We start from the raw sequence: 17,420 nt of genomic DNA on the forward strand, positions 1-17,420 counted from the left end.
CCCTTCGGATTCACATGCACAAAGAACAGACTCTCGAGATGGCCGGCGCCCAGGCCGTGCCCGGCGCCAGCGTGGCGGTGGCCATGACTTTCATTGGCCTGATGTTTTTCATTCTTGGCTGCGCTACCTGGCTGAATGGTTCGCTCATCCCCTTCCTCAAGATCGCCTGCGACCTGAACAATTTCCAGTCGCTGTGGGTCACTTTCGCCTTCTATATCGCTTATACCCTGATGGCATTGCCTTCTGCCGCGGTGCTGCGGCGCACCGGCTATCGTGCCGGCATGTCGATCGGGCTGGCCGTGATGGCGTTCGGCGCGGTGCTGTTCATTCCTGCGGCGCGCGCTGCGTCCTACCCGCTGTTCCTGCTGGCGCTATTCACGCTGGCCAGCGGCATGACCTTGATGCAGACGGCAATCAATCCCTACATCGTCTGCATTGGGGCGCGCGAGAGTGCGGCGACCCGCATCAGCATCATGGGCTTGTTCAACAAGACTGCCGGCGTACTGGTGCCGCTGGCGTTCAGCGGCATGATGCTGTCCGATTTTGGCAAATACTCTGATGCGACGCTGGCCGCCATGAGTGCCGTTGATGGTGCTTTGCTGCGCAGCCAGCTCGCGCAACGCCTGGTGCTGCCATACGGCCTGATGGCTGCCGGCCTGCTGGCAATGGCGCTGATCGTGCGTTTTGCGCCGCTAAGCGAGATCCCGGAGCAGAAGGCCGGCAGCGATGAGGGCACTTCGCGCTGGGGTGTGCTGCAATTCCCGCAGCTGGTGCTGGGGGCGCTGGCGCTGTTTGTCTACGTGGGCGTGGAAGTGATCGCGGGCGACACCATCGGCCTGTACGGTCACAACCTGCATGTGGAGAAATTCGGCATCCTGACTTCCTACACCATGGGCTTCATGGTGGCGGGCTATATCGTCGGCATCGTGGCGATTCCGCGCTGGCTGTCGCAGAAACAGGCGCTATTGCTGTCGGCCTTGTGCGGCATCGTGTTCTCCTTTGGCGTGATCGAGGGCTCGGCGAGCGGCAGCGGTTTGTCGCAAGCGATGCTTGGCGCGTTCGGCGTGCCGGCGGTGCCGGATACGGTGATGTTCCTCGCCATGCTGGGTTTCGCCAACGCCCTCGTATGGCCGGCGATCTGGCCGCTGGCGCTGGACGGCCTGGGGCGCTACACGGCCAGCGGTTCGGCCTTGCTGATCATGGGGATTGCCGGCGGCGCGCTGCTGCCAATGCTGTACGGGTACCTGTCCGACGTCTCCGGATCGCAGTCGGCATACTGGATGCTGCTGCCGTGCTATGCGCTGATCCTGTTCTATGCGGTAAAAGGACACAAAATGACTTCATGGAGATAGAATTGCCGGATCGTTATCTGCTGGAGTAGTAGGTGCCCAAGTCCCACCGGCGTTTGCAGATTGCGCGCCTGGCGCGCCTGCTCGCACTTCCCCTGATGCTGATGTCTTTGCCCGTCCAGGCGGCAGCACCATCCTTGCAGGTGCTGCACTGGTGGACGTCGGCCGGGGAGCGCCATGCCGCCAATGTGCTGGCGGCGCGGCTGGGGGATGAAGGCATTACCTGGCAGGATGCTGCGATTCCGGGCGGTGCAGGCCTGGGCGCCGGCAAGGTCCTGCGCAGCCGGGTCCTGGCAGGCGATGCGCCGGACGCCACGCAGATCATCGGCGTTTCCATCGGTGAATGGGCGGAACTTGGCCTGCTGCTCGAACTGGATGGTGTCGCCAGCACAGGCAACTGGAACAAAGCGCTTTTCCCCACCGTGCGCGACCTGGTCCGGCATCGCGGCCATGTGGTCGCGGCGCCGCTGGGCATTCACCGCATTAATACCCTGTTCTACAACCGCAAGCTGTTCGAACGCCTCAATTTGGCGCCGCCTGCGACGTGGCCCGAATTCGAAAAAGCCGCACGCCAGCTGCGCACCGCGGGAATCGCCCCGCTGGTACAGAGCAGCGAACCGTGGCAGGTGGCCACCTTGTTCGAAAACCTGCTGCTGGCGACCGGCGGGCCTGAATATTATCGCGAGCTGTTTGTGCGGCAAAGCCCGCAGGCGGCTGCCGATCCGCGCCTGGCGCAAGCCTTGCAGCGGCTGCGCGCCATGAAGGGATGGATGCTCAGCCCCGGCGAGGAACAGCCATGGACCGAGGCGGTAAAACGCTTCTCGCGCGGCGAGGCGGCGATGTTCGTGATGGGCGACTGGGCCAAGGCCGAACTGAATGAGTTGGGACAGGCCATCGACACGGATTTCTCCTGCGTCCCGCTGCCCGGCACCGACAATTACCATCTCTACAGCGTGGACACGCTGGCCATGTTCGTCAACGACTACGCCCACCAGGCTGCGCAGGAAAAGCTGGCGAAGGCTGTGATGTCTCCGCTCGCGCAGCAGCAATACAGCAGCGCCAAGGGTTCGGTCCCGGTTCGCCGCGACGCCAGTCCTGCCGCCATGGATAGCTGCGCGCGCTCCTCGTGGCGCAGTTTCGCGCGGGGCGCGGCAGCGCAAGCTCCAAGCCTGGTGCACCGCATGGCGGCTGACGAAGAGAGCCGCGACGCCATCATCGCCGAGCTGCATCGCTTCTATATGGATGACGGGGTGACGGCGGCGGAAACGCAGCGCCGCCTGGCCAGCCTCCTGCGCACCCTGAATCTGCGCACCCACAAACAGCAAGGAAGCCAACATGCCACGCAAGATACTGATCGTCGATGACGACCAAAAAACCCGGCTGCTGCTCAAGACGTACCTGGAGAAGAACCAGTACGAGGTGATCCTCGCCCACAACGGCGAGAGTTTCCTGGCAGAGCTGCACGCGCATGCGGACCAGCTGTCGCTGGTGATCCTCGATGTGATGCTGCCGGATACCGACGGCTTCGCGTTGTGCCGCATCGTGCGCCAGCGCTCCAACCTGCCGATCATCATGCTGACCGCCAGCTCCGACGAAACCGACCGCGTGGTGGGGCTGGAGCTGGGCGCTGACGATTACATCGCCAAGCCGTATAGCCCGCGCGAACTGCTGGCGCGCATCAAGGCGATCCTGCGCCGCGCCGGGGCCGACCCGGCGCCGACAGTGCGCGCTTACCACTTCAACGGCTTCACGCTGGACCTGGCGGAACGCACGGTGGTCGATGGCGATGGCGTGCCGCTGGCGTTGACCGGGCTCGATTTCCAGCTCCTTAAATACTTTGTCGAACATCCCGGCACGGTGCTGGACCGCAGCGTGCTGTGCGAGGAGACGCGCGGCCGCGATTCGGGGCCGTTAGATCGCTCACTGGACGTGCAGATCAGCCGCCTGCGGCTGCGCCTTAACGACGATGGCAAGCAACCGATGCTGATCAAGACTGTCCGCGGCGCTGGCTACGTGTTTTCCGCCACAGTGGCGGTCACGCATGCTTAGGCTTTGGCCGCAATCGCTGCTGGCACGCCTGTCGCTGGTGATGGTGGCGGGGCTGCTCCTGACGCAGGTGGCCGTGAGTGCGCTGTGGACCTTGCAGCTGCGCGACAAGACCCAGGCGGACGTCAAATCGGCCGCGCAATACCTGGGCCAGGGCGCCGCCGCCTCGATCCGTTTCTTCCGCAGCCTGCCGCCAAGCTACCGCAGCCTGTTGATCCAGCAGTTCCGCGAAATGGGCGGCACGCGCTTCTACGTTGCGCTGAATCGTGATGAGGTCGAGGTGCAGAAAATTGCGCAGACCGCGCTGACGCAGACTGCGCTCGGAACGCTGGAGACCACGCTGCGCAAGGACCTGGCAGGGGATAATCGCCTGCGGCTGGACTTCGCCTGGCCCGAGCAACTGGCAGTGTCGCCGGACGGAGTACGCGTTGGCGAGCTGCCGGAAGCGTGGGTGCGCCATATCCTGCTGCTCAAGCCCGATCCGGCGCCGATCCTGGTGATCCAGACCGAACTTGAGCCGGGCAATTGGCTCTACCTCGCGACGTTGATGCCAAATCCCTATTTCCTGAACAGCAACGACCCCCTGTCGCCGGACAAACTGGTGGTGCAGGGCGTATCGCTGGCCGTGCTGCTGCTGCTCTCCTTCCTGGTCGTGCGCTCGATCACGCGCCCGCTGGCGGCGCTATCGGATGCCGCCGAGGCATTTGGCAAGGACGAACATGCGCCAGCCTTGCCCGAATCGGGCAGCCGTGAGTTCGTCAACACGGCGCGCGTTTTCGGCGCCATGCGCGAGCGTATCGCCAAATACATCAAGGACCGCGAACGCCTGTTCATTTCCATTTCGCATGACCTGCGCACGCCGATCACCCGCCTTAAACTGCGCGCCGAACTGCTTGACGACGATGCCCTGCGCGGCGAGTTCGAGGAAGACCTGGATGAACTGGACATGATGGTCAAAGGCGCGCTGCAATGCGTGAAAGACAGCGATATCCACGAAAACCCGACCGAAGTGAAACTGGACCCGCTAATTCGTCGCCTGGTCCGCAGCGCACAACTGGCGGGTCACAACGTGGCATACGAAGAAAGCGGCATTGCCGTGCATGGCAAGCCCCTGGCGCTCAAGCGTGCCATCGGCAACTTGCTGGACAACGCCTTGTTTTACGGCGAGCGCGCGCAAATCAGCGTGCATTCAATGGAGGGATGGACGGAAATCGCGGTACGCGACCACGGCCCCGGCGTTCCGGAAGAAGCGATACCAAGCCTGCTGGAGCCTTATGTGCGCTTGTCCCATGGCCGTGAGCGCAACGACACGGGCATGGGGCTTGGCCTGGGCATCGCCAAGGGAATCGTGGATGGCCATGGCGGCCAGCTGGTGCTGGCCAATCACCCCGACGGCGGCCTGAATGCTGTGATCCGGCTGCCGGCCTGAGCTCAGCCTTTGCTCAGGTCGGCCGGATTGATCGCCCACAGGCCCGGCAGGTTGCGCCAGTAGCCGTAAGCATCCATGCCAAAGCCGACCACAAAGCGGTTGGGAATCGTGATGCCGACCAGGTCGGCCTTCACCGGCTTGGTCTTGCCGATATCCTTGTCGCAGAAGACGACGATGATGACTTCCTTGGCGCCCATTTCGAGCAGGCGCTCTTTGACATGCGCCAAAGTCTCCCCTTCGTCGAGGATGTCATCCAGTACGATCACGGTGCGGCCGGAGACGGTCGGGCGCGGAACGACCTTCCACACTACCTTGCCGCCCTGGTCTTCGTCGCCGTAGCGGCTGACGTGGATGTAGTCGAATTCGAGCGGGAAGGTCAGTTGCGGCAGGATGTTGCCGGTGAAGACCACGGCGCCACCCATTACCCCCAGCACCAGCGGGAATTCCTGTTTGGAAGGATCGCCGAAGCGGTCGTTCAGGGTGTCGGCCATGCGGCTGACCGCCACCTGTACCGTTTCCTTGTCGAAAAGCTCTTCTGCGTTCTGCAGCAGGGCGCGTGCGCGGTTGTGGTGAAAATCTTGCATGATGTTTCTGAGGCAGGTCAAGAATGGCTCAATTATCCCGCCATTCCGCCGCCCGCCCTAGGAACAGTTGGATTTACGCCACACGCTTCGGTATCTCAACTGTAATCGCGCACATCGTCGATGATCTTGCCGTCATTTGGCAAACTGCCGCGCGGCGCGAAGCATACTTCGCCGCGCAGCTTGGTGATGTCGCGGATGGTGGCAACGATTTCGGTGGCTTGCGCCGCCAGCGCGGGATCGTCGGTTTCGCAATGCAGCGTCATGATTTCATCGGCGATTTTGCCGGAAACGACCAGGCGCGCCTTGCCCATGCCGGGATGGCGGCGCGCGATTTCGTGCACCTGCGATGGGTGGACGAACATGGCGCGCACCTTGGTGGTCTGGTCGGCGCGTCCCAGCCAGCCCTTGATGCGGGTATTGGTGCGGCCGCATGCCGACGGTGCGGCGTCGGTCAGCACTGCGGACAAGTCGCCGGTGGCAAAGCGCACCAGCGGATAGTCGGGGTTGAAAAGGGTGATGACCACCTCGCCCACTTCGCCTGGCGCTACAGGTTCGCCGGAGCCGGGACGCACGATCTCCAGCAGCACATCTTCGTCGAGTACCATGCCGGGATTGAGCTTGCCGTTGCTGCGTGTCTCGTAAGCGATGCTGCCGATGTCGGCGGAGGCGTAGGTTGAAATCACTTCCGGCACGCCATGAGCCGCGAACCACTGGCGCAGCGATTCAGGCAGCGCCTCGGCGCCCGTCATGGCGCGCTTCACGCTGCTGATGTCGGCGCCCATCTCGGCGGCCTTCTCGATGATGATTTTCAGGAAGGAGGGCGTGCCGATATAGGTATCCGGCCGCAGTTCCGCCATTGCCTGCACCTGCAATTCGGTCTGGCCGGCGCCGGCCGGGATCACCGTGCAGCCGATGCGTGCCGCACCGCCTTCCACCATGAAGGCGGCCGGCGTGAAGTGGTAAGAGAAGCAGTTCTGCACCAGGCAGCCGGGTCGAACGCCGGTGGCGAACATCGGGCGCGAGAAGCGCCACCAGTCGATCGAGCGGCCTTCCGGGTCGAAAATCGGCCCGGGGGACATGAAAATGCGACCCAGCTGGCCGGACGGGGTGCTGTTCAGGCCCCCGAAGGGACGCTGCTGCGCCTGCAAAGACTTCAAGTCGGACTTGCGTGTGACCGGAAGTTGCGCCAGCGCGTCGCGGCTGTCGATGCGTGAGGCATCGATGCCGGACAGGATGCGCGCCCAGCCAGGTGCCGCTTGCGCTTGCGCTATCAACAGAGGCAGGCGCTCCATCAGATCGCGTTCACGCTCGGCGTGCGGGCGCGTCTCGAGGCTGTCCAGGGTTTCGGCCATCATGCCGCTCCTTCAATCTCGCGTTGCAGTTTCTTGGTCAATTTTGCGAACACCAGCTCGTGTGAGCGCTTGAGCAGCGCTTTCGCTTCCGCATCCGGCAGTTTGGACAAGTCTTCCACCATCACCCACCTGGCGCGCGCCAGGTAAGGCGCGGGGATGATGCCTTCGCGGTCTGTCAATTCCAGGAAGCGGTCGTCGTCCACTTTGAAGCTGATGGCCTTTGCCTTGTCTTTGGCATCCATGGCGGCGAACATTTTCTCGCCGACCGAAAACACGAGGTTGCACTCCCATTTGATGTCTTCGGTGGTGCCGGGCAGGGTGCGGCAGAACTCTTTGGCTTTAGTCAGATTCATATTGATCAAGCTAACCAGCGCTTGCGCCGGCGATAAAATTTCATGTCGCGGAAGCTCTTGCGACCGGCACCGGACATGCCGAGATAGAACTCCTTCACGTCTTCGTTGTTGGCCAGCTCGCTGGCCTCGCCTTCCATCACCACCCGGCCGTTCTCCAGGATGTAGCCAAAATCCGCGTAGCGCAGCGCCACGTTGGTGTTCTGCTCCGCCAGCAGGAAAGACACGTTCTCTTTTGCATTCAGGTCTTTGACGATGCCAAAGATCTCTTCCACGATCTGTGGCGCGATGCCCATCGAAGGTTCATCCAGCAGGATCATGGAAGGCCTGGCCATCAGCGCGCGGCCGATGGCGCACATCTGCTGCTCGCCACCCGAGGTGTACCCGGCCTGGCTGTTGCGGCGTTCGCGCAGGCGTGGGAAGTAGTGGTAGACCTTGTCCAGCGATTCCTTCATCTCGCCACGCGATGCGCTGCGCGTATAAGCCCCTGTCAGCAAATTCTCCTCGATGGTCAGGTGGCCGAAGCAATGACGGCCTTCCATCACCTGCGACAGCCCGCGCTTGACCAGTTCATTGGGCGTCAGCTGGTCGATGCGCTCCCCCTTGAATTGCACCTCGCCCTTGGTGACGTCGCCGCGCTCGCCGCGCAGCAAGGTCGAGATGGTCTTCAGCGTGGTGGACTTGCCGGCGCCGTTGGCGCCCAGCAGGGCAACGATCTTGCCCTGGGGGACCTGCAGCGACACGCCTTTCAGCACCAGGATCACGTGGTCGTAAATGACCTCGATGTTATTTACCGACAGGTAGCTCATAAGCGGCTCACTTCATGCAGGCAGGCGTGATTTTCTTTTCAGCGGCGTACTTGCCGGACGATTCATCCACCAGTTTGCGCAGCAGGACTTTGTCGCCCACCACCCAGTTCGGCGTGACAGCCTTCCAGGCCTTGCCGTCCCATTGCTGGACTTTCACGGCGCCAGAGCCCTCATGGTCTTCGCAGGAGGTCTTCACAGTAGGGAACATGTTGTAGACGCCTAGGGCTTTCTGGCGTGTTTCATCGATGTTCAGGTTTTCGAAGCCCCAGCGCAGTTGCTCGCCATTGACAGCCTTGCCCTTGCCGAATTTATCCTGCGCGGCGCGCATCGCTTCCACGTACATCACGCCAGCGGTCAGGCCGCGCATGTGATAGACCGAACCGATGCGGCCCTGGTCGGCCAGGTTGCCTTTGCCGCCGGCATACACCTTCTTGCGCAGTTCATCCAGCAGCGGGTAGTTGCCAGGGGTGTTGAAGGTCATCGAGGTGTAGCCTTTTGCGGCATCGCCGGAAGGCACGGTGTCTTCTTCAGAGCCGGCCCACCAGACGCCCAGCATCTTCTCGCGCGGGAAGCCATTGCGCTGCGCGGTCTTGATGGCGACGGAGTTCATCACGCCCCAGCCCCACAGGATCACGTAATCGGGCTTTGCCTGCCGGATCTGCAGCCATTGCGACTGCTGCTCGCTGCCAGGTGGCGCGACCGGGATCTTGACCAGTTCAAAGCCGTATTGCGCGGACATCGCTTCCAAGACGGGCAGGGGCTCCTTGCCGAAGGCGGAATCGTGGTACAGGTGCACGATCTTCTTGCCTTTCAGCTTGTCCATGCCGCCGCTCTTCTCTCCGAGGTATTTCACCATCGCTGCGGCTTGGCTCCAATAGTTGGAGATCAGCGGGAAGACATACGGGAAGACCTTGCCGTTGGCTGCGTCGGAGCGGCCGTAGCCCAGGGTTGTCATCGGGATCTTGTCCTGCGGGATGCGGTCCAGGATGCCGTAGGCAATGCCGGTCGACAGCGGTTCGACCACGGTTGCGCCGCCATTCTTGGTTTTCAGCCTTTCATAGCATTCGACGCCGCGCGAAGGGTTGTATTCGGTCTCGCATTCTTCCCAGCTGATTTTCACGCCATTCACGCCGCCGTTGGCATTGACCAGGTTGAAGTAGTCGATGATGCCGCCGTAAAAGCCGGAGCCGCCCGCCGCATAGGGACCGACGCGATAGGAGGGCAGGGCGACGAATTGTTCCGCTGGTTGTGCCCATGCGCTGCCGGCGACGATGCTGCTTGCTGCGGCAATGCCAAGTACGAACGATTTCATGTAATGTCTCCAGGTTTTATAGTTGCCGCTCAGTGCGGGAAAGGCCACAGGCGGAGTTTCTCTTTACCGATTTGCCACAAACGCGCCAAGCCGTGGGGTTCCACGATCAGGAAGAAAATGATCAGGGCGCCGAACACCATCAGCTCCAGGTTCGATGCCACGGTGGTCGGCAGCGCCAGGCCGTGAGCAACGATGTTGAGGAATACAGGCAGCAGCACGATGAAGGCCGAACCGAGGAAAGAGCCCAGCACGGAACCGACGCCGCCGATAATGATCATGAACAGGATGCGGAAGGACAGGTCCAGGTTGTAGGCTTCCGGTTCCACGGTGCCGAGGTAGGCGAAGGCGTACAACGCGCCGGCCACACCGCAGTAGAAGGAGCTCACCGCGAACGCCAGCAGTTTGGTGCGCATCAGGCGGATGCCGATCACTTCCGCCGCCACATCCATGTCGCGCACAGCCATCCAGGAGCGGCCCACATTGGAGCGGATCATGTTCTTGGCCAGCAGGGCCATGATCGCCACCACCATCAACACCAACAGGTATTTGCGTTCCGGCGTATCGAAGGCGTAGCCGAAGATTTCCATTTTCTGCGCTGTGATCACGCCGGAGGAGCTGTAATTCGTCAGCCAGCCGATCTTGGTCAGGCACCACACCACGAAGAACTGCGTCGCCAGGGTGGACGCGGCAAGGTAGAAGCCGCGGATGCGCAGCGAAGGCAGGCCGAAGGCAATGCCGACCATTGCAGCGCACAGGCCGCCCAGCACGAATGCCACCAGCACCGGAATGCCGGGAACGCGCAGCATGAAGTTATATGCGCCGAACGCACCGACCGCCATGAAGGCGGCGGTGCCGAGCGACAGCTGGCCCGCGTAACCGGTGAGGATATTCAGGCCAAGTGCCGCCAGCGCGAAAATCAGGAAGGGGATGAAGATGGCCGACAACATATAAGGCGACGACACCAGCGGCAGCACCAGCAGCGCGACGGCCAAGGTGGTGAACAGCGCGATACGGTCCTGGCGGATTGGCAGGATCTGGCCGTCTGCCTCGTAGCTGGTTTTGAATTGTCCTGCTTCGCGGTAGAACATCGCTTAAATCCTCCGGATGATTTTTTCGCCGAACAGCCCTTCCGGGCGCACCAGCAGGAACAGCAGGGCCAGCACATAAGGGAACCAGCCTTCGATACCGCCGCCCACATGCGGGCCGATATACACTTCCGCCAGCTTTTCCGAGGCACCGATAATCAGGCCGCCGACAATCGCGCCTGGAACGGAGGTGAAGCCGCCCAGGATCAGCACCGGCAGCGCTTTCAGTGCGATGAAGGTCAGCGCGAACTGCACCCCATTGCGTGCGCCCCACAGCAGGCCGGCCACCAGTGCCACCATGCCCGCCACCGCCCACAGGATGCCCCAGATGCGCTGCAGCGGAATGCCGACTGCCTGCGCGGCCTGGTGGTCGTCCGCAACTGCACGCAGGGCGCGGCCAACTTTGGTCTTGGCGAACATCACCGCCAGCAGGGCCACCATCACGCCGCAAATTGCCGCCGCCGTCAGGTCGAACTTGGAAACGATGATGTTGAATTTCTCCATCAGGTACTCGCTCGGCACGTCCTCGATCGGGATATCCAGCTTGTGCACCTGCGAGCCCCAGATAAGTTGCGCCAAGCCCTCGATGAAGAAGGCCAGGCCGATGGTGGCCATGAACAGCGTGATTTCGGGCTGGTTGACCAGGGGCCGCAATACGACGCGCTCGATGGCCAGGCCGAGGACGATCATCGCCAGGACTGTAGCCGGTATCGCCAGCCACAGCGAGAGCCCGAATTTGTCCATGAAGCCTACGCAGGTCAGTGCCGCGAAGAAGACCATTGCGCCTTGCGCAAAGTTGAATACGCCGGAGGCCTTGTAGATCAGCACGAAGCCAATCGCCACCAGCGCATACATCACGCCGGACAACAAGCCGCCGATCAGGACCTCGGCAAAGAAATTGATATCCATCAGTGGGCCACTCCGAGGTAAGCGTCGATCACGTCCTGGTTGGTGCGGACTTCATCCGGCGTGCCGTCGCCGATCTTCTTGCCGTAATCCAGCACCACTACGCGGTCCGAGATATCCATCACCACGCCCATATCGTGCTCGATCAGCACGATGGTGGTGCCGAATTGTTCGTTCACGTCGAGGATGAAGCGGCACATGTCCTGCTTCTCTTCCACGTTCATGCCGGCCATGGGTTCGTCCAGCAGCAGGATTTTCGGCTCGGCGGCCAGGGCCCGGCCCAGTTCCACGCGTTTCTGCAGGCCATATGGCAGGCGGCCGACAGGCGTCTTGCGGATATGCTGGATCTCGAGGAAGTCGATCACCTCTTCGCATTTGCGGCGATGTTCGATCTCTTCGCGCCGCGCCGGACCCCAGTACAGCGCCTGCAGCAGGAAGTTGGATTTCATCCTGAGGTTACGGCCAGTCATGATGTTGTCCAGCACCGTCATGCCCTTGAACAGCGCAATGTTCTGGAAGGTGCGCGCGATGCCCGACTTGGCCGCCGCGTAGCAATCCATATTCTTGCGTTGCTGGCCGCGATACATGATCTCGCCCTGCTGCGGGCGGTACACGCCGTTGATCACGTTCAGCATCGAGCTTTTGCCCGCGCCGTTCGGTCCGATGATGGCGCGGATTTCGTGCTCGCGCACATCGAAGGAGATGTTGGTCAGTGCTTTAACGCCGCCGAACGACAGCGAGATATTGCGCAGGTCCAGGATCACGTCGCCGATCTTGCGGCCAGCCGTGATGGCTTCCGGTTCATTCATTTGCATGGTGGCTTTCTCGCTTATGCTGCCTTGAGGTCCATGATCCGCAGGTCAGCCGCCACCATACCGGTGCGGCCATCCTCGAACTTGACCTGGGTTTCGATGTATTGCGAAGCCTTGCCGCCGTACAGTGCCTCGATCAGCACAGCATATTTCTCGGCGATGAACTTGCGGCGCACCTTGCGGGTACGGGTCAGTTCATCATCGTCAGGGTCGAGCTCCTTGTGCAGCACTAAGAACCGGTGGACCTGGGTGTCCGCCATTAACGCCTCCTGAGCCAGGTCGGCGTTGACCTTTTCCACGCATTCCCTGACCAGCGCGTAAGTCTGTTCGTGCGCGGCCAGGTCGGTGTAGCCGGAGTAGGCAATGCCGCGCCGCTCGGCCCAGTTGCCCACAGCCTCCATGTCGATGTTGATGAAGGCGGTTACCCTGTCGCGCTCATGGCCGAAGGCCACGGCTTCCTTGATGAAGGGGAAGAACTTGAGTTTGTTTTCGATGTAGTTCGGCGCGAAGATGGCGCCGTTGCTCATCTTGCCCACGTCGGCCGCGCGGTCGATGATGCGCAGGTGGCCGTCGCTGTCGAAGATGCCGGCATCGCCGGTGTGGAAGTAGCCTTCGGCGTCGATTGCTTCAGCTGTTGCGTCGGGGCGCTTGTAATAGCAGTGCATCAGCGTTGGCGACTTGACCAGCACTTCGCCGGTGGGCGCCAGTTTCACTTCCACCCCCGGTGCCGGCTTGCCGACCGAATCGAATTTGATTTCGCCATCCGGTTGCAGGCAGATGTAGGCGCAGGTTTCGGTCGAACCGTAGAACTGTTTCAGGTTGACGCCAATGGAGCGGTAGAAGCGGAACAGGTCGGGCCCGATTGCAGCCCCCGCCGTGTAGGCAACACGGGTGCGCGACATCCCCAGCACATTGCGCAGCGGCCCATACACCAGCACATTGCCGATGGCGTAACTGATACGCTCGCCCAGCGGCACCGGCTTGCCGTCCAGGATATCGGAGCCCACCCGGCGCGCCACCTCCATGAAGTGATGGAACATCTTGCGCTTGATGGTGCCCGCGTCTTCCATGCGGATCATCACTTGCGTCAGCATGTTTTCGAAGATGCGCGGCGGGGCGAAGTAGTACGAGGGGCCGATCTCGCGCAAGTCGGTGGTGACGGTATCGGAAGATTCCGGGCAATTGACGGTAAAGCCAGCTGTCAGCGCTTGCGCAAAGGAGAACAGGCAATCGCCCACCCAAGCCATCGGCAGGTAGGACAGCACGTTTTCCGAATCTGTCAGCTTGTCGAAGCCGATGCCGCCAGTGGCCGCCGACAGCAAAGCTTTATGCGTCTGGCACACGCCCTTCGGTTTGCCGGTGGTGCCTGAGGTGTAGAGGATGATCGCGTTGTCGTTCTCTTTGCCTTTGGCGATCGATGCTTCGTAAAAAGCTGGATGCGCCTTGTCGTACTCGCGTCCCAATTCCTGCAGGCGAGCGTAGGACATCAACTGCTGGTGCGTGTAATTGCGCATGCCGCGCTCGTCTTCGTAAGCGATGTGCGCGATACCCGGGCATTGCTCGCACAGGTCAAGCAACTTGTCGACCTGCTCCTGGTCCTCCACGATGGCGTATTGGATCTCGGCGTTCTCCAGCACAAAGGCCAGGTCGGCTGCCGGAGCATCCTGGTACATCGGCACCGGCACACCGCCCAGGCATTGCGCCGCCAGCATCGACCAATACAGGCGCGGCCGGTTGTCGCCAATGATGGCGAGGTTCATGCCGCGCTGGAAGCCGATCGCGGCCAGCCCGCATGCCAGCGCGCGCACTTCGGCATTGACCTGCTGCCAGTCCCAGGTTTGCCAGATGCCCAGGTCTTTTTCGCGGAACGCAGGCTTATGCGGCCGCTCCTTGCCATGCTGAAGCAGCCTGCGAGGGAAGGTCGTCAGATTATCCTGCACGGTGTCTCCTTGGATTATTAGCTGCGCTTTTTAGTAGTAGTGCGCTTTTTGTGTGATGATATTAGCGTGAGCTATGTCGCAAAGTTGTCATTTCAAAGACAATTCGTCGACTTTTGATGGTGCGACGCAACAACAATGAAAAATGAACCCAGCCTGATCGAAGCCATACGCAGTTCCACCTGGGCGCCAGTGCTCACCGAGGAGCAATTAGCGCGGGTAGAGGCGACCTGCTACGAGGAATTCATTCCCAAAGGAGGCTTCGTTTGCCATAAAGGCGAAATTGTCGATAATTGGATCGGCATTATTTCGGGCATGGTGAAAATGAATAATTTTTCGCCAAACGGAAAAAGCGTCACATTTACTGGGGTACCGCCCGGAGGCTGGTTCGGCGAAGGTTCATTACTCAAAGATGAATGCCGCCGATATGACGCCATGACCCTGCGTGACAGCCGCATTGCACGCATGCCGGCCGTCACTTTCCACTACCTGCTCGAGAATAGCCTACCCTTCACCAGGTTCCTCTTGATGCAGCTCAACGAACGTTTGGGTCAGTTCATCGGCATGGTGGAAAACGAGCGCTTGCTGGACCCGGACACGCGCGTTGCACGGTGCCTTGCATCACTATTTAATTCCCACCTGTATCCCGGCATTGAACGGCTGGTGCAGATTTCGCAGGAAGAGGTTGGCCTGCTGTCGGGTTCCTCGCGGCAGCGCGCCAACCAGGCGCTGCAAGTCCTCGAAAAGCAGGGCTTGTTGCGCGTGGACTACGGCGGTATCCGCATTCTCGACCTGGACGGCTTGCGTCGCTTTGAAGCGTGAGCCGGGCTGCTCAATCGTGCGGAAAGGTTTCTTCGGAGAGGACGACCTTCTTGTTATTGATCGTGAATTGATAAATCGCCTTATCGTCGTTCTTGGGATAGGTGATTTTTAGCTTGGCTTTGGTCGGGCCAAGCTCCAATTTCTTCAGCTTTTCATCTGCCGCACCGAGCTTGGCCGAAATGACCGGCGCCGTGTATGGCGAGTGATCGTCCGGGTTCTTTTCTCCGCTCATGATAGTGGTCATCAGAGGATTCCATTCTGCCTTGTCCACCGGGACGGCTTCGTACACGAACTCGGCGCCTTTGACGTTGTTCATGTGCGAGACGAACTCCTCGTCCATGCTGTATTTGGCGATCACATCCTGGAGCTTCAGCGGTTTCAGGTTCTTCACCTTGAGGCAGCAGATAACGTCCAGCGGGTCTGCAACCCGGATTGCCGAAAAGACGGTTTCCTTAGCAAGCGGCTTGTTGGTGAAGATATAGTTGGTCCGCGCCACCAGCTTGAAACCCTTGTCGCTAACCGCGAGTTTCTGCCAGATCCCGACCACGGGTTCTTCTTGAGCATGGGCCGTGGCGAGAACGCTGACCAGCCCGGCAAGTGCAGCGAATTTTTTCATTTGCGATTTTCCAGATTTACTTGATGAAGAACTCTTTTTGCAGAGCATCGCTGGCGTCCATATAACGCGCCTTCGACTTCATTTCACCGGTGCCGTTAAACATGGGGACGTCCCAATTCTGATTGAACTGGAACACACGGATTTTCACGCTGGTCTTTTTCATGTTGTTGGCAGGTTCCCCCTGTGTCAGACTACTTGTCGGGTAATTCAATCGGTTTGATTGGAACCTGACCAAGGGTCTGGCGCACCGCGAAATGCAGTTGCCGCCTCGGAATCGACNCCCCCTGTGTCAGACTACTTGTCGGGTAATTCAATCGGTTTGATTGGAACCTGACCAAGGGTCTGGCGCACCGCGAAATGCAGTTGCCGCCTCGGAATCGACRTCTCTCCACCGAGGCAGGAATGACAGCAAGACACACAGAAGCATTTATCGAACAGGCACTGGTCAAGGCGTTTTCGCGCGGCTCACGCAGCATCACGTCAGTGGCTGAGGAGCTGAACCTCAGCCACCATACGTTAAGATCCTGGATGAAGAAAAAATCCATATCGACACCGGCCTCGGTGCAGGCGACGGAAAAACGCCCACAGGACTGGACAGCGCAAGAGCAACTCTCGGCCTTGCGGGAAACCCATGGCATGACCACCGAGCAGGTGCAGGCGTGGTGCCGTGCACGCGGCCTGTTTGAGCACCATTTAATGAGTTGGGAAGCGGCGTTTTGTGCCGGCGCCAAGGAGGCGCCGCCGAGCGCCCGCGAACTGCGCACTTTGAAGGACGAGTTGGCCAAGCTCAAGCGCGAAGTGGGACGCAAGGACAAGGCATTAGCAGAGGCGGCAGCGCTGTTGGTGCTGCAAAAAAAGTTCCGGGCGTTGTGGGAGGACGAGGAAAAATGACCGCCGTCCCGCAGCGCCAGAACGTGATGGCATTGGTGGCAGAGGCGGTCGTTGCCGGTGCACGCCAAGAGCAGGCGTGCGCCGCCATCGATCTGAGCGAACGCACCCTGCAGCGCTGGCAAGACGACGCGCGGGCAGCGGTGGGCGACCGTCGGCCGGCACGGGTTCAGAAGCCCGTGAACGCGCTGAGCGAGCTTGAGCGCGAACGCCTGCTGACGGTCGTCAACTCGAAGGAGTTCGGCCATTTGCCGCCCAGCCAAATCGTGCCCAGGCTGGCTGATCGCGGCGAGTATTTGGCCTCGGAGTCGACCATCTACCGCCTGCTGAAACAGAATGGCCAGTTGGCGCACCGGCGCGCCGAAAAACCATCGAAGCCCAGAGCCAGGCCGCGCGCGCTGAGCGCGACGGGACCGAACCAGTTGTTCAGTTGGGATATCACCTACTTGCCAAGCTCGGTCAAAGGCAGTTTTTTCTATCTGTACCTGTTCATGGATATCTTCAGCCGGAAAATCGTCGGCTGGCAGGTCTATGACGCCGAGTGCAGCACGCTGGCTGGGGCGGTGATGCGCGACATCTGCACGCGTGAACGAATCGCGGCCGAGCAGGTGGTGCTGCATTCGGATAACGGCGCCCCGATGAAGGGAGCGACCATGCTGGCCACGCTGCAGACGCTGGGCGTGATGCCGTCGTTCAGCCGCCCGGCCGTGAGCAATGACAATCCCTACTCCGAAGCGTTGTTCAAGACGATGAAGTACCGTCCGGCCTATCCGGCGCGACCATTCGCTAACCTGATGGCCGCGCGCCAATGGGTGGGTGCCTTCGTCCATTGGTACAACGCCGAACACCGTCACAGCGCCATCGGATTCGTCACGCCGGAGCAGCGCCATGCCGGGCTCGATGCCGCGCTGCTGCGCGAGCGGACCGTGGTCTACGAGGCCGCCAAGGCCTTGCATCCCAACCGCTGGAGTGGCGATGTACGCAACTGGGAGCTGGTCGAGATCGTGCATCTGAACCCCGAAAAAGGAAACACGCTGAACAGCGAAACGGAGGCGGAACCACTGACACTGAAACAAGCAGCTTGAATTATCAAATTAGGCGACAACTAGCTTGAAAATTTCCG

At 60.9% G+C, this 17,420-nt stretch carries 15 protein-coding genes and 1 pseudogene; 6 read left to right on the forward strand and 10 right to left on the reverse strand.

All coding sequences use genetic code 11. From position 1 onward, the window contains the following. Positions 1 to 14: 14 nt before the first annotated feature. The 4 genes from ASE26_RS14550 to ASE26_RS14565 are packed head-to-tail and all read left to right on the forward strand — an operon-like array spanning position 15 to position 4,824. On the forward strand, positions 15 to 1,352 hold the full coding sequence (locus ASE26_RS14550) for a sugar MFS transporter (RefSeq protein ID WP_055927213.1): 1,338 nt from the start codon (positions 15 to 17) through the stop codon (positions 1,350 to 1,352). A gap of 32 nt (positions 1,353 to 1,384) precedes the next feature. After that, entirely contained in the window at positions 1,385 to 2,713 is a 1,329-nt protein-coding gene (locus tag ASE26_RS14555) for an ABC transporter substrate-binding protein (RefSeq protein WP_229208154.1), read from the forward strand. Continuing rightward, on the forward strand, positions 2,685 to 3,398 hold the full coding sequence (locus ASE26_RS14560; protein ID WP_055927211.1) for a response regulator: 714 nt from the start codon (positions 2,685 to 2,687) through the stop codon (positions 3,396 to 3,398). The genes ASE26_RS14555 and ASE26_RS14560 overlap by 29 nt, the downstream gene beginning before the upstream one ends. Next, entirely contained in the window at positions 3,391 to 4,824 is a 1,434-nt protein-coding gene (locus ASE26_RS14565) for an ATP-binding protein (RefSeq protein ID WP_055927207.1), read from the forward strand. The genes ASE26_RS14560 and ASE26_RS14565 overlap by 8 nt, the downstream gene beginning before the upstream one ends. A 2-nt stretch (positions 4,825 to 4,826) precedes the next feature. Here ASE26_RS14565 and ASE26_RS14570 read toward each other — a convergent pair whose 3' ends face one another. The 9 genes from ASE26_RS14570 to ASE26_RS14610 form a co-directional block, all read right to left on the reverse strand. Then, on the reverse strand, positions 4,827 to 5,408 hold the full coding sequence (locus ASE26_RS14570; RefSeq protein ID WP_055927206.1) for a hypoxanthine-guanine phosphoribosyltransferase: 582 nt from the start codon (positions 5,406 to 5,408) through the stop codon (positions 4,827 to 4,829). A 95-nt stretch (positions 5,409 to 5,503) separates the two neighbouring features. Then, a complete protein-coding gene (locus tag ASE26_RS14575) occupies positions 5,504 to 6,760 on the reverse strand; it encodes a phenylacetate--CoA ligase family protein (RefSeq protein ID WP_057246463.1) in 1,257 nt (418 codons plus the stop codon). Beyond that, the gene (locus tag ASE26_RS14580) at positions 6,760 to 7,113 is read right to left on the reverse strand and encodes an MmcQ/YjbR family DNA-binding protein (RefSeq protein ID WP_057246472.1); all 354 of its coding nucleotides are present in this window, start codon (positions 7,111 to 7,113) and stop codon (positions 6,760 to 6,762) included. The genes ASE26_RS14575 and ASE26_RS14580 overlap by 1 nt, the downstream gene beginning before the upstream one ends. A gap of 5 nt (positions 7,114 to 7,118) precedes the next feature. Beyond that, positions 7,119 to 7,919, reverse strand: a complete 801-nt coding sequence (locus ASE26_RS14585; RefSeq protein WP_057246464.1) for an ABC transporter ATP-binding protein — start codon at positions 7,917 to 7,919, stop codon at positions 7,119 to 7,121. Positions 7,920 to 7,926: 7 nt separating this feature from the next. Further along, a complete protein-coding gene (locus ASE26_RS14590) occupies positions 7,927 to 9,231 on the reverse strand; it encodes an ABC transporter substrate-binding protein (protein WP_055927203.1) in 1,305 nt (434 codons plus the stop codon). A gap of 29 nt (positions 9,232 to 9,260) precedes the next feature. Next, complete coding sequence (locus tag ASE26_RS14595; RefSeq protein ID WP_055927198.1) at positions 9,261 to 10,319, reverse strand: branched-chain amino acid ABC transporter permease; 1,059 nt, start codon at positions 10,317 to 10,319, stop codon at positions 9,261 to 9,263. Positions 10,320 to 10,322: 3 nt separating this feature from the next. After that, positions 10,323 to 11,219, reverse strand: a complete 897-nt coding sequence (locus ASE26_RS14600) for a branched-chain amino acid ABC transporter permease (protein ID WP_200953779.1) — start codon at positions 11,217 to 11,219, stop codon at positions 10,323 to 10,325. 5 nt (positions 11,220 to 11,224) lie between these two features. Then, positions 11,225 to 12,037: an ABC transporter ATP-binding protein gene (locus ASE26_RS14605; RefSeq protein WP_057246465.1), complete on the reverse strand. Its 813-nt coding sequence runs from the start codon at positions 12,035 to 12,037 to the stop codon at positions 11,225 to 11,227. A gap of 14 nt (positions 12,038 to 12,051) precedes the next feature. Next, complete coding sequence (locus ASE26_RS14610; RefSeq protein WP_055927189.1) at positions 12,052 to 13,974, reverse strand: long-chain fatty acid--CoA ligase; 1,923 nt, start codon at positions 13,972 to 13,974, stop codon at positions 12,052 to 12,054. A gap of 135 nt (positions 13,975 to 14,109) precedes the next feature. Between ASE26_RS14610 and ASE26_RS14615 the strand changes: the two genes are divergently transcribed. Continuing rightward, positions 14,110 to 14,793 carry a Crp/Fnr family transcriptional regulator gene (locus ASE26_RS14615; RefSeq protein ID WP_055927186.1) on the forward strand — a complete coding sequence of 228 codons (684 nt, stop codon included), beginning with the start codon at positions 14,110 to 14,112 and terminating at the stop codon, positions 14,791 to 14,793. Between the two features lie 10 nt (positions 14,794 to 14,803). On the opposite strand, the gene ASE26_RS14620 is transcribed toward ASE26_RS14615, so the two are convergent. Further along, a complete protein-coding gene (locus ASE26_RS14620; RefSeq protein WP_055927183.1) occupies positions 14,804 to 15,409 on the reverse strand; it encodes a hypothetical protein in 606 nt (201 codons plus the stop codon). A gap of 402 nt (positions 15,410 to 15,811) precedes the next feature. Between ASE26_RS14620 and ASE26_RS14630 the strand changes: the two are divergent. Next, a pseudogene (locus ASE26_RS14630) lies at positions 15,812 to 17,382 on the forward strand (IS3 family transposase). The last annotated feature ends 38 nt before the right edge of the window (positions 17,383 to 17,420 follow it).

The organism is Duganella sp. Root198D2, assembly GCF_001428585.1.
In the GTDB taxonomy this organism is placed as follows: domain Bacteria; phylum Pseudomonadota; class Gammaproteobacteria; order Burkholderiales; family Burkholderiaceae_D; genus Rugamonas.

Excerpts from the sequence above, each read along its gene's own strand:
- ASE26_RS14550 (WP_055927213.1), top strand. The coding sequence starts at position 15 with ATGCACAAAGAACAGACTCTCGAGATGGCCGGCGCCCAGGCCGTGCCC.
- ASE26_RS14560 (WP_055927211.1), top strand. The coding sequence starts at position 2,685 with ATGCCACGCAAGATACTGATCGTCGATGACGACCAAAAAACCCGGCTG.
- ASE26_RS14565 (WP_055927207.1), top strand. The coding sequence starts at position 3,391 with ATGCTTAGGCTTTGGCCGCAATCGCTGCTGGCACGCCTGTCGCTGGTG.
- ASE26_RS14570 (WP_055927206.1), bottom strand. The coding sequence starts at position 5,408 with ATGCAAGATTTTCACCACAACCGCGCACGCGCCCTGCTGCAGAACGCA.
- ASE26_RS14575 (WP_057246463.1), bottom strand. The coding sequence starts at position 6,760 with ATGGCCGAAACCCTGGACAGCCTCGAGACGCGCCCGCACGCCGAGCGT.
- ASE26_RS14580 (WP_057246472.1), bottom strand. The coding sequence starts at position 7,113 with ATGAATCTGACTAAAGCCAAAGAGTTCTGCCGCACCCTGCCCGGCACC.
- ASE26_RS14585 (WP_057246464.1), bottom strand. The coding sequence starts at position 7,919 with ATGAGCTACCTGTCGGTAAATAACATCGAGGTCATTTACGACCACGTG.
- ASE26_RS14590 (WP_055927203.1), bottom strand. The coding sequence starts at position 9,231 with ATGAAATCGTTCGTACTTGGCATTGCCGCAGCAAGCAGCATCGTCGCC.
- ASE26_RS14595 (WP_055927198.1), bottom strand. The coding sequence starts at position 10,319 with ATGTTCTACCGCGAAGCAGGACAATTCAAAACCAGCTACGAGGCAGAC.
- ASE26_RS14605 (WP_057246465.1), bottom strand. The coding sequence starts at position 12,037 with ATGCAAATGAATGAACCGGAAGCCATCACGGCTGGCCGCAAGATCGGC.
- ASE26_RS14615 (WP_055927186.1), top strand. The coding sequence starts at position 14,110 with ATGAAAAATGAACCCAGCCTGATCGAAGCCATACGCAGTTCCACCTGG.
- ASE26_RS14620 (WP_055927183.1), bottom strand. The coding sequence starts at position 15,409 with ATGAAAAAATTCGCTGCACTTGCCGGGCTGGTCAGCGTTCTCGCCACG.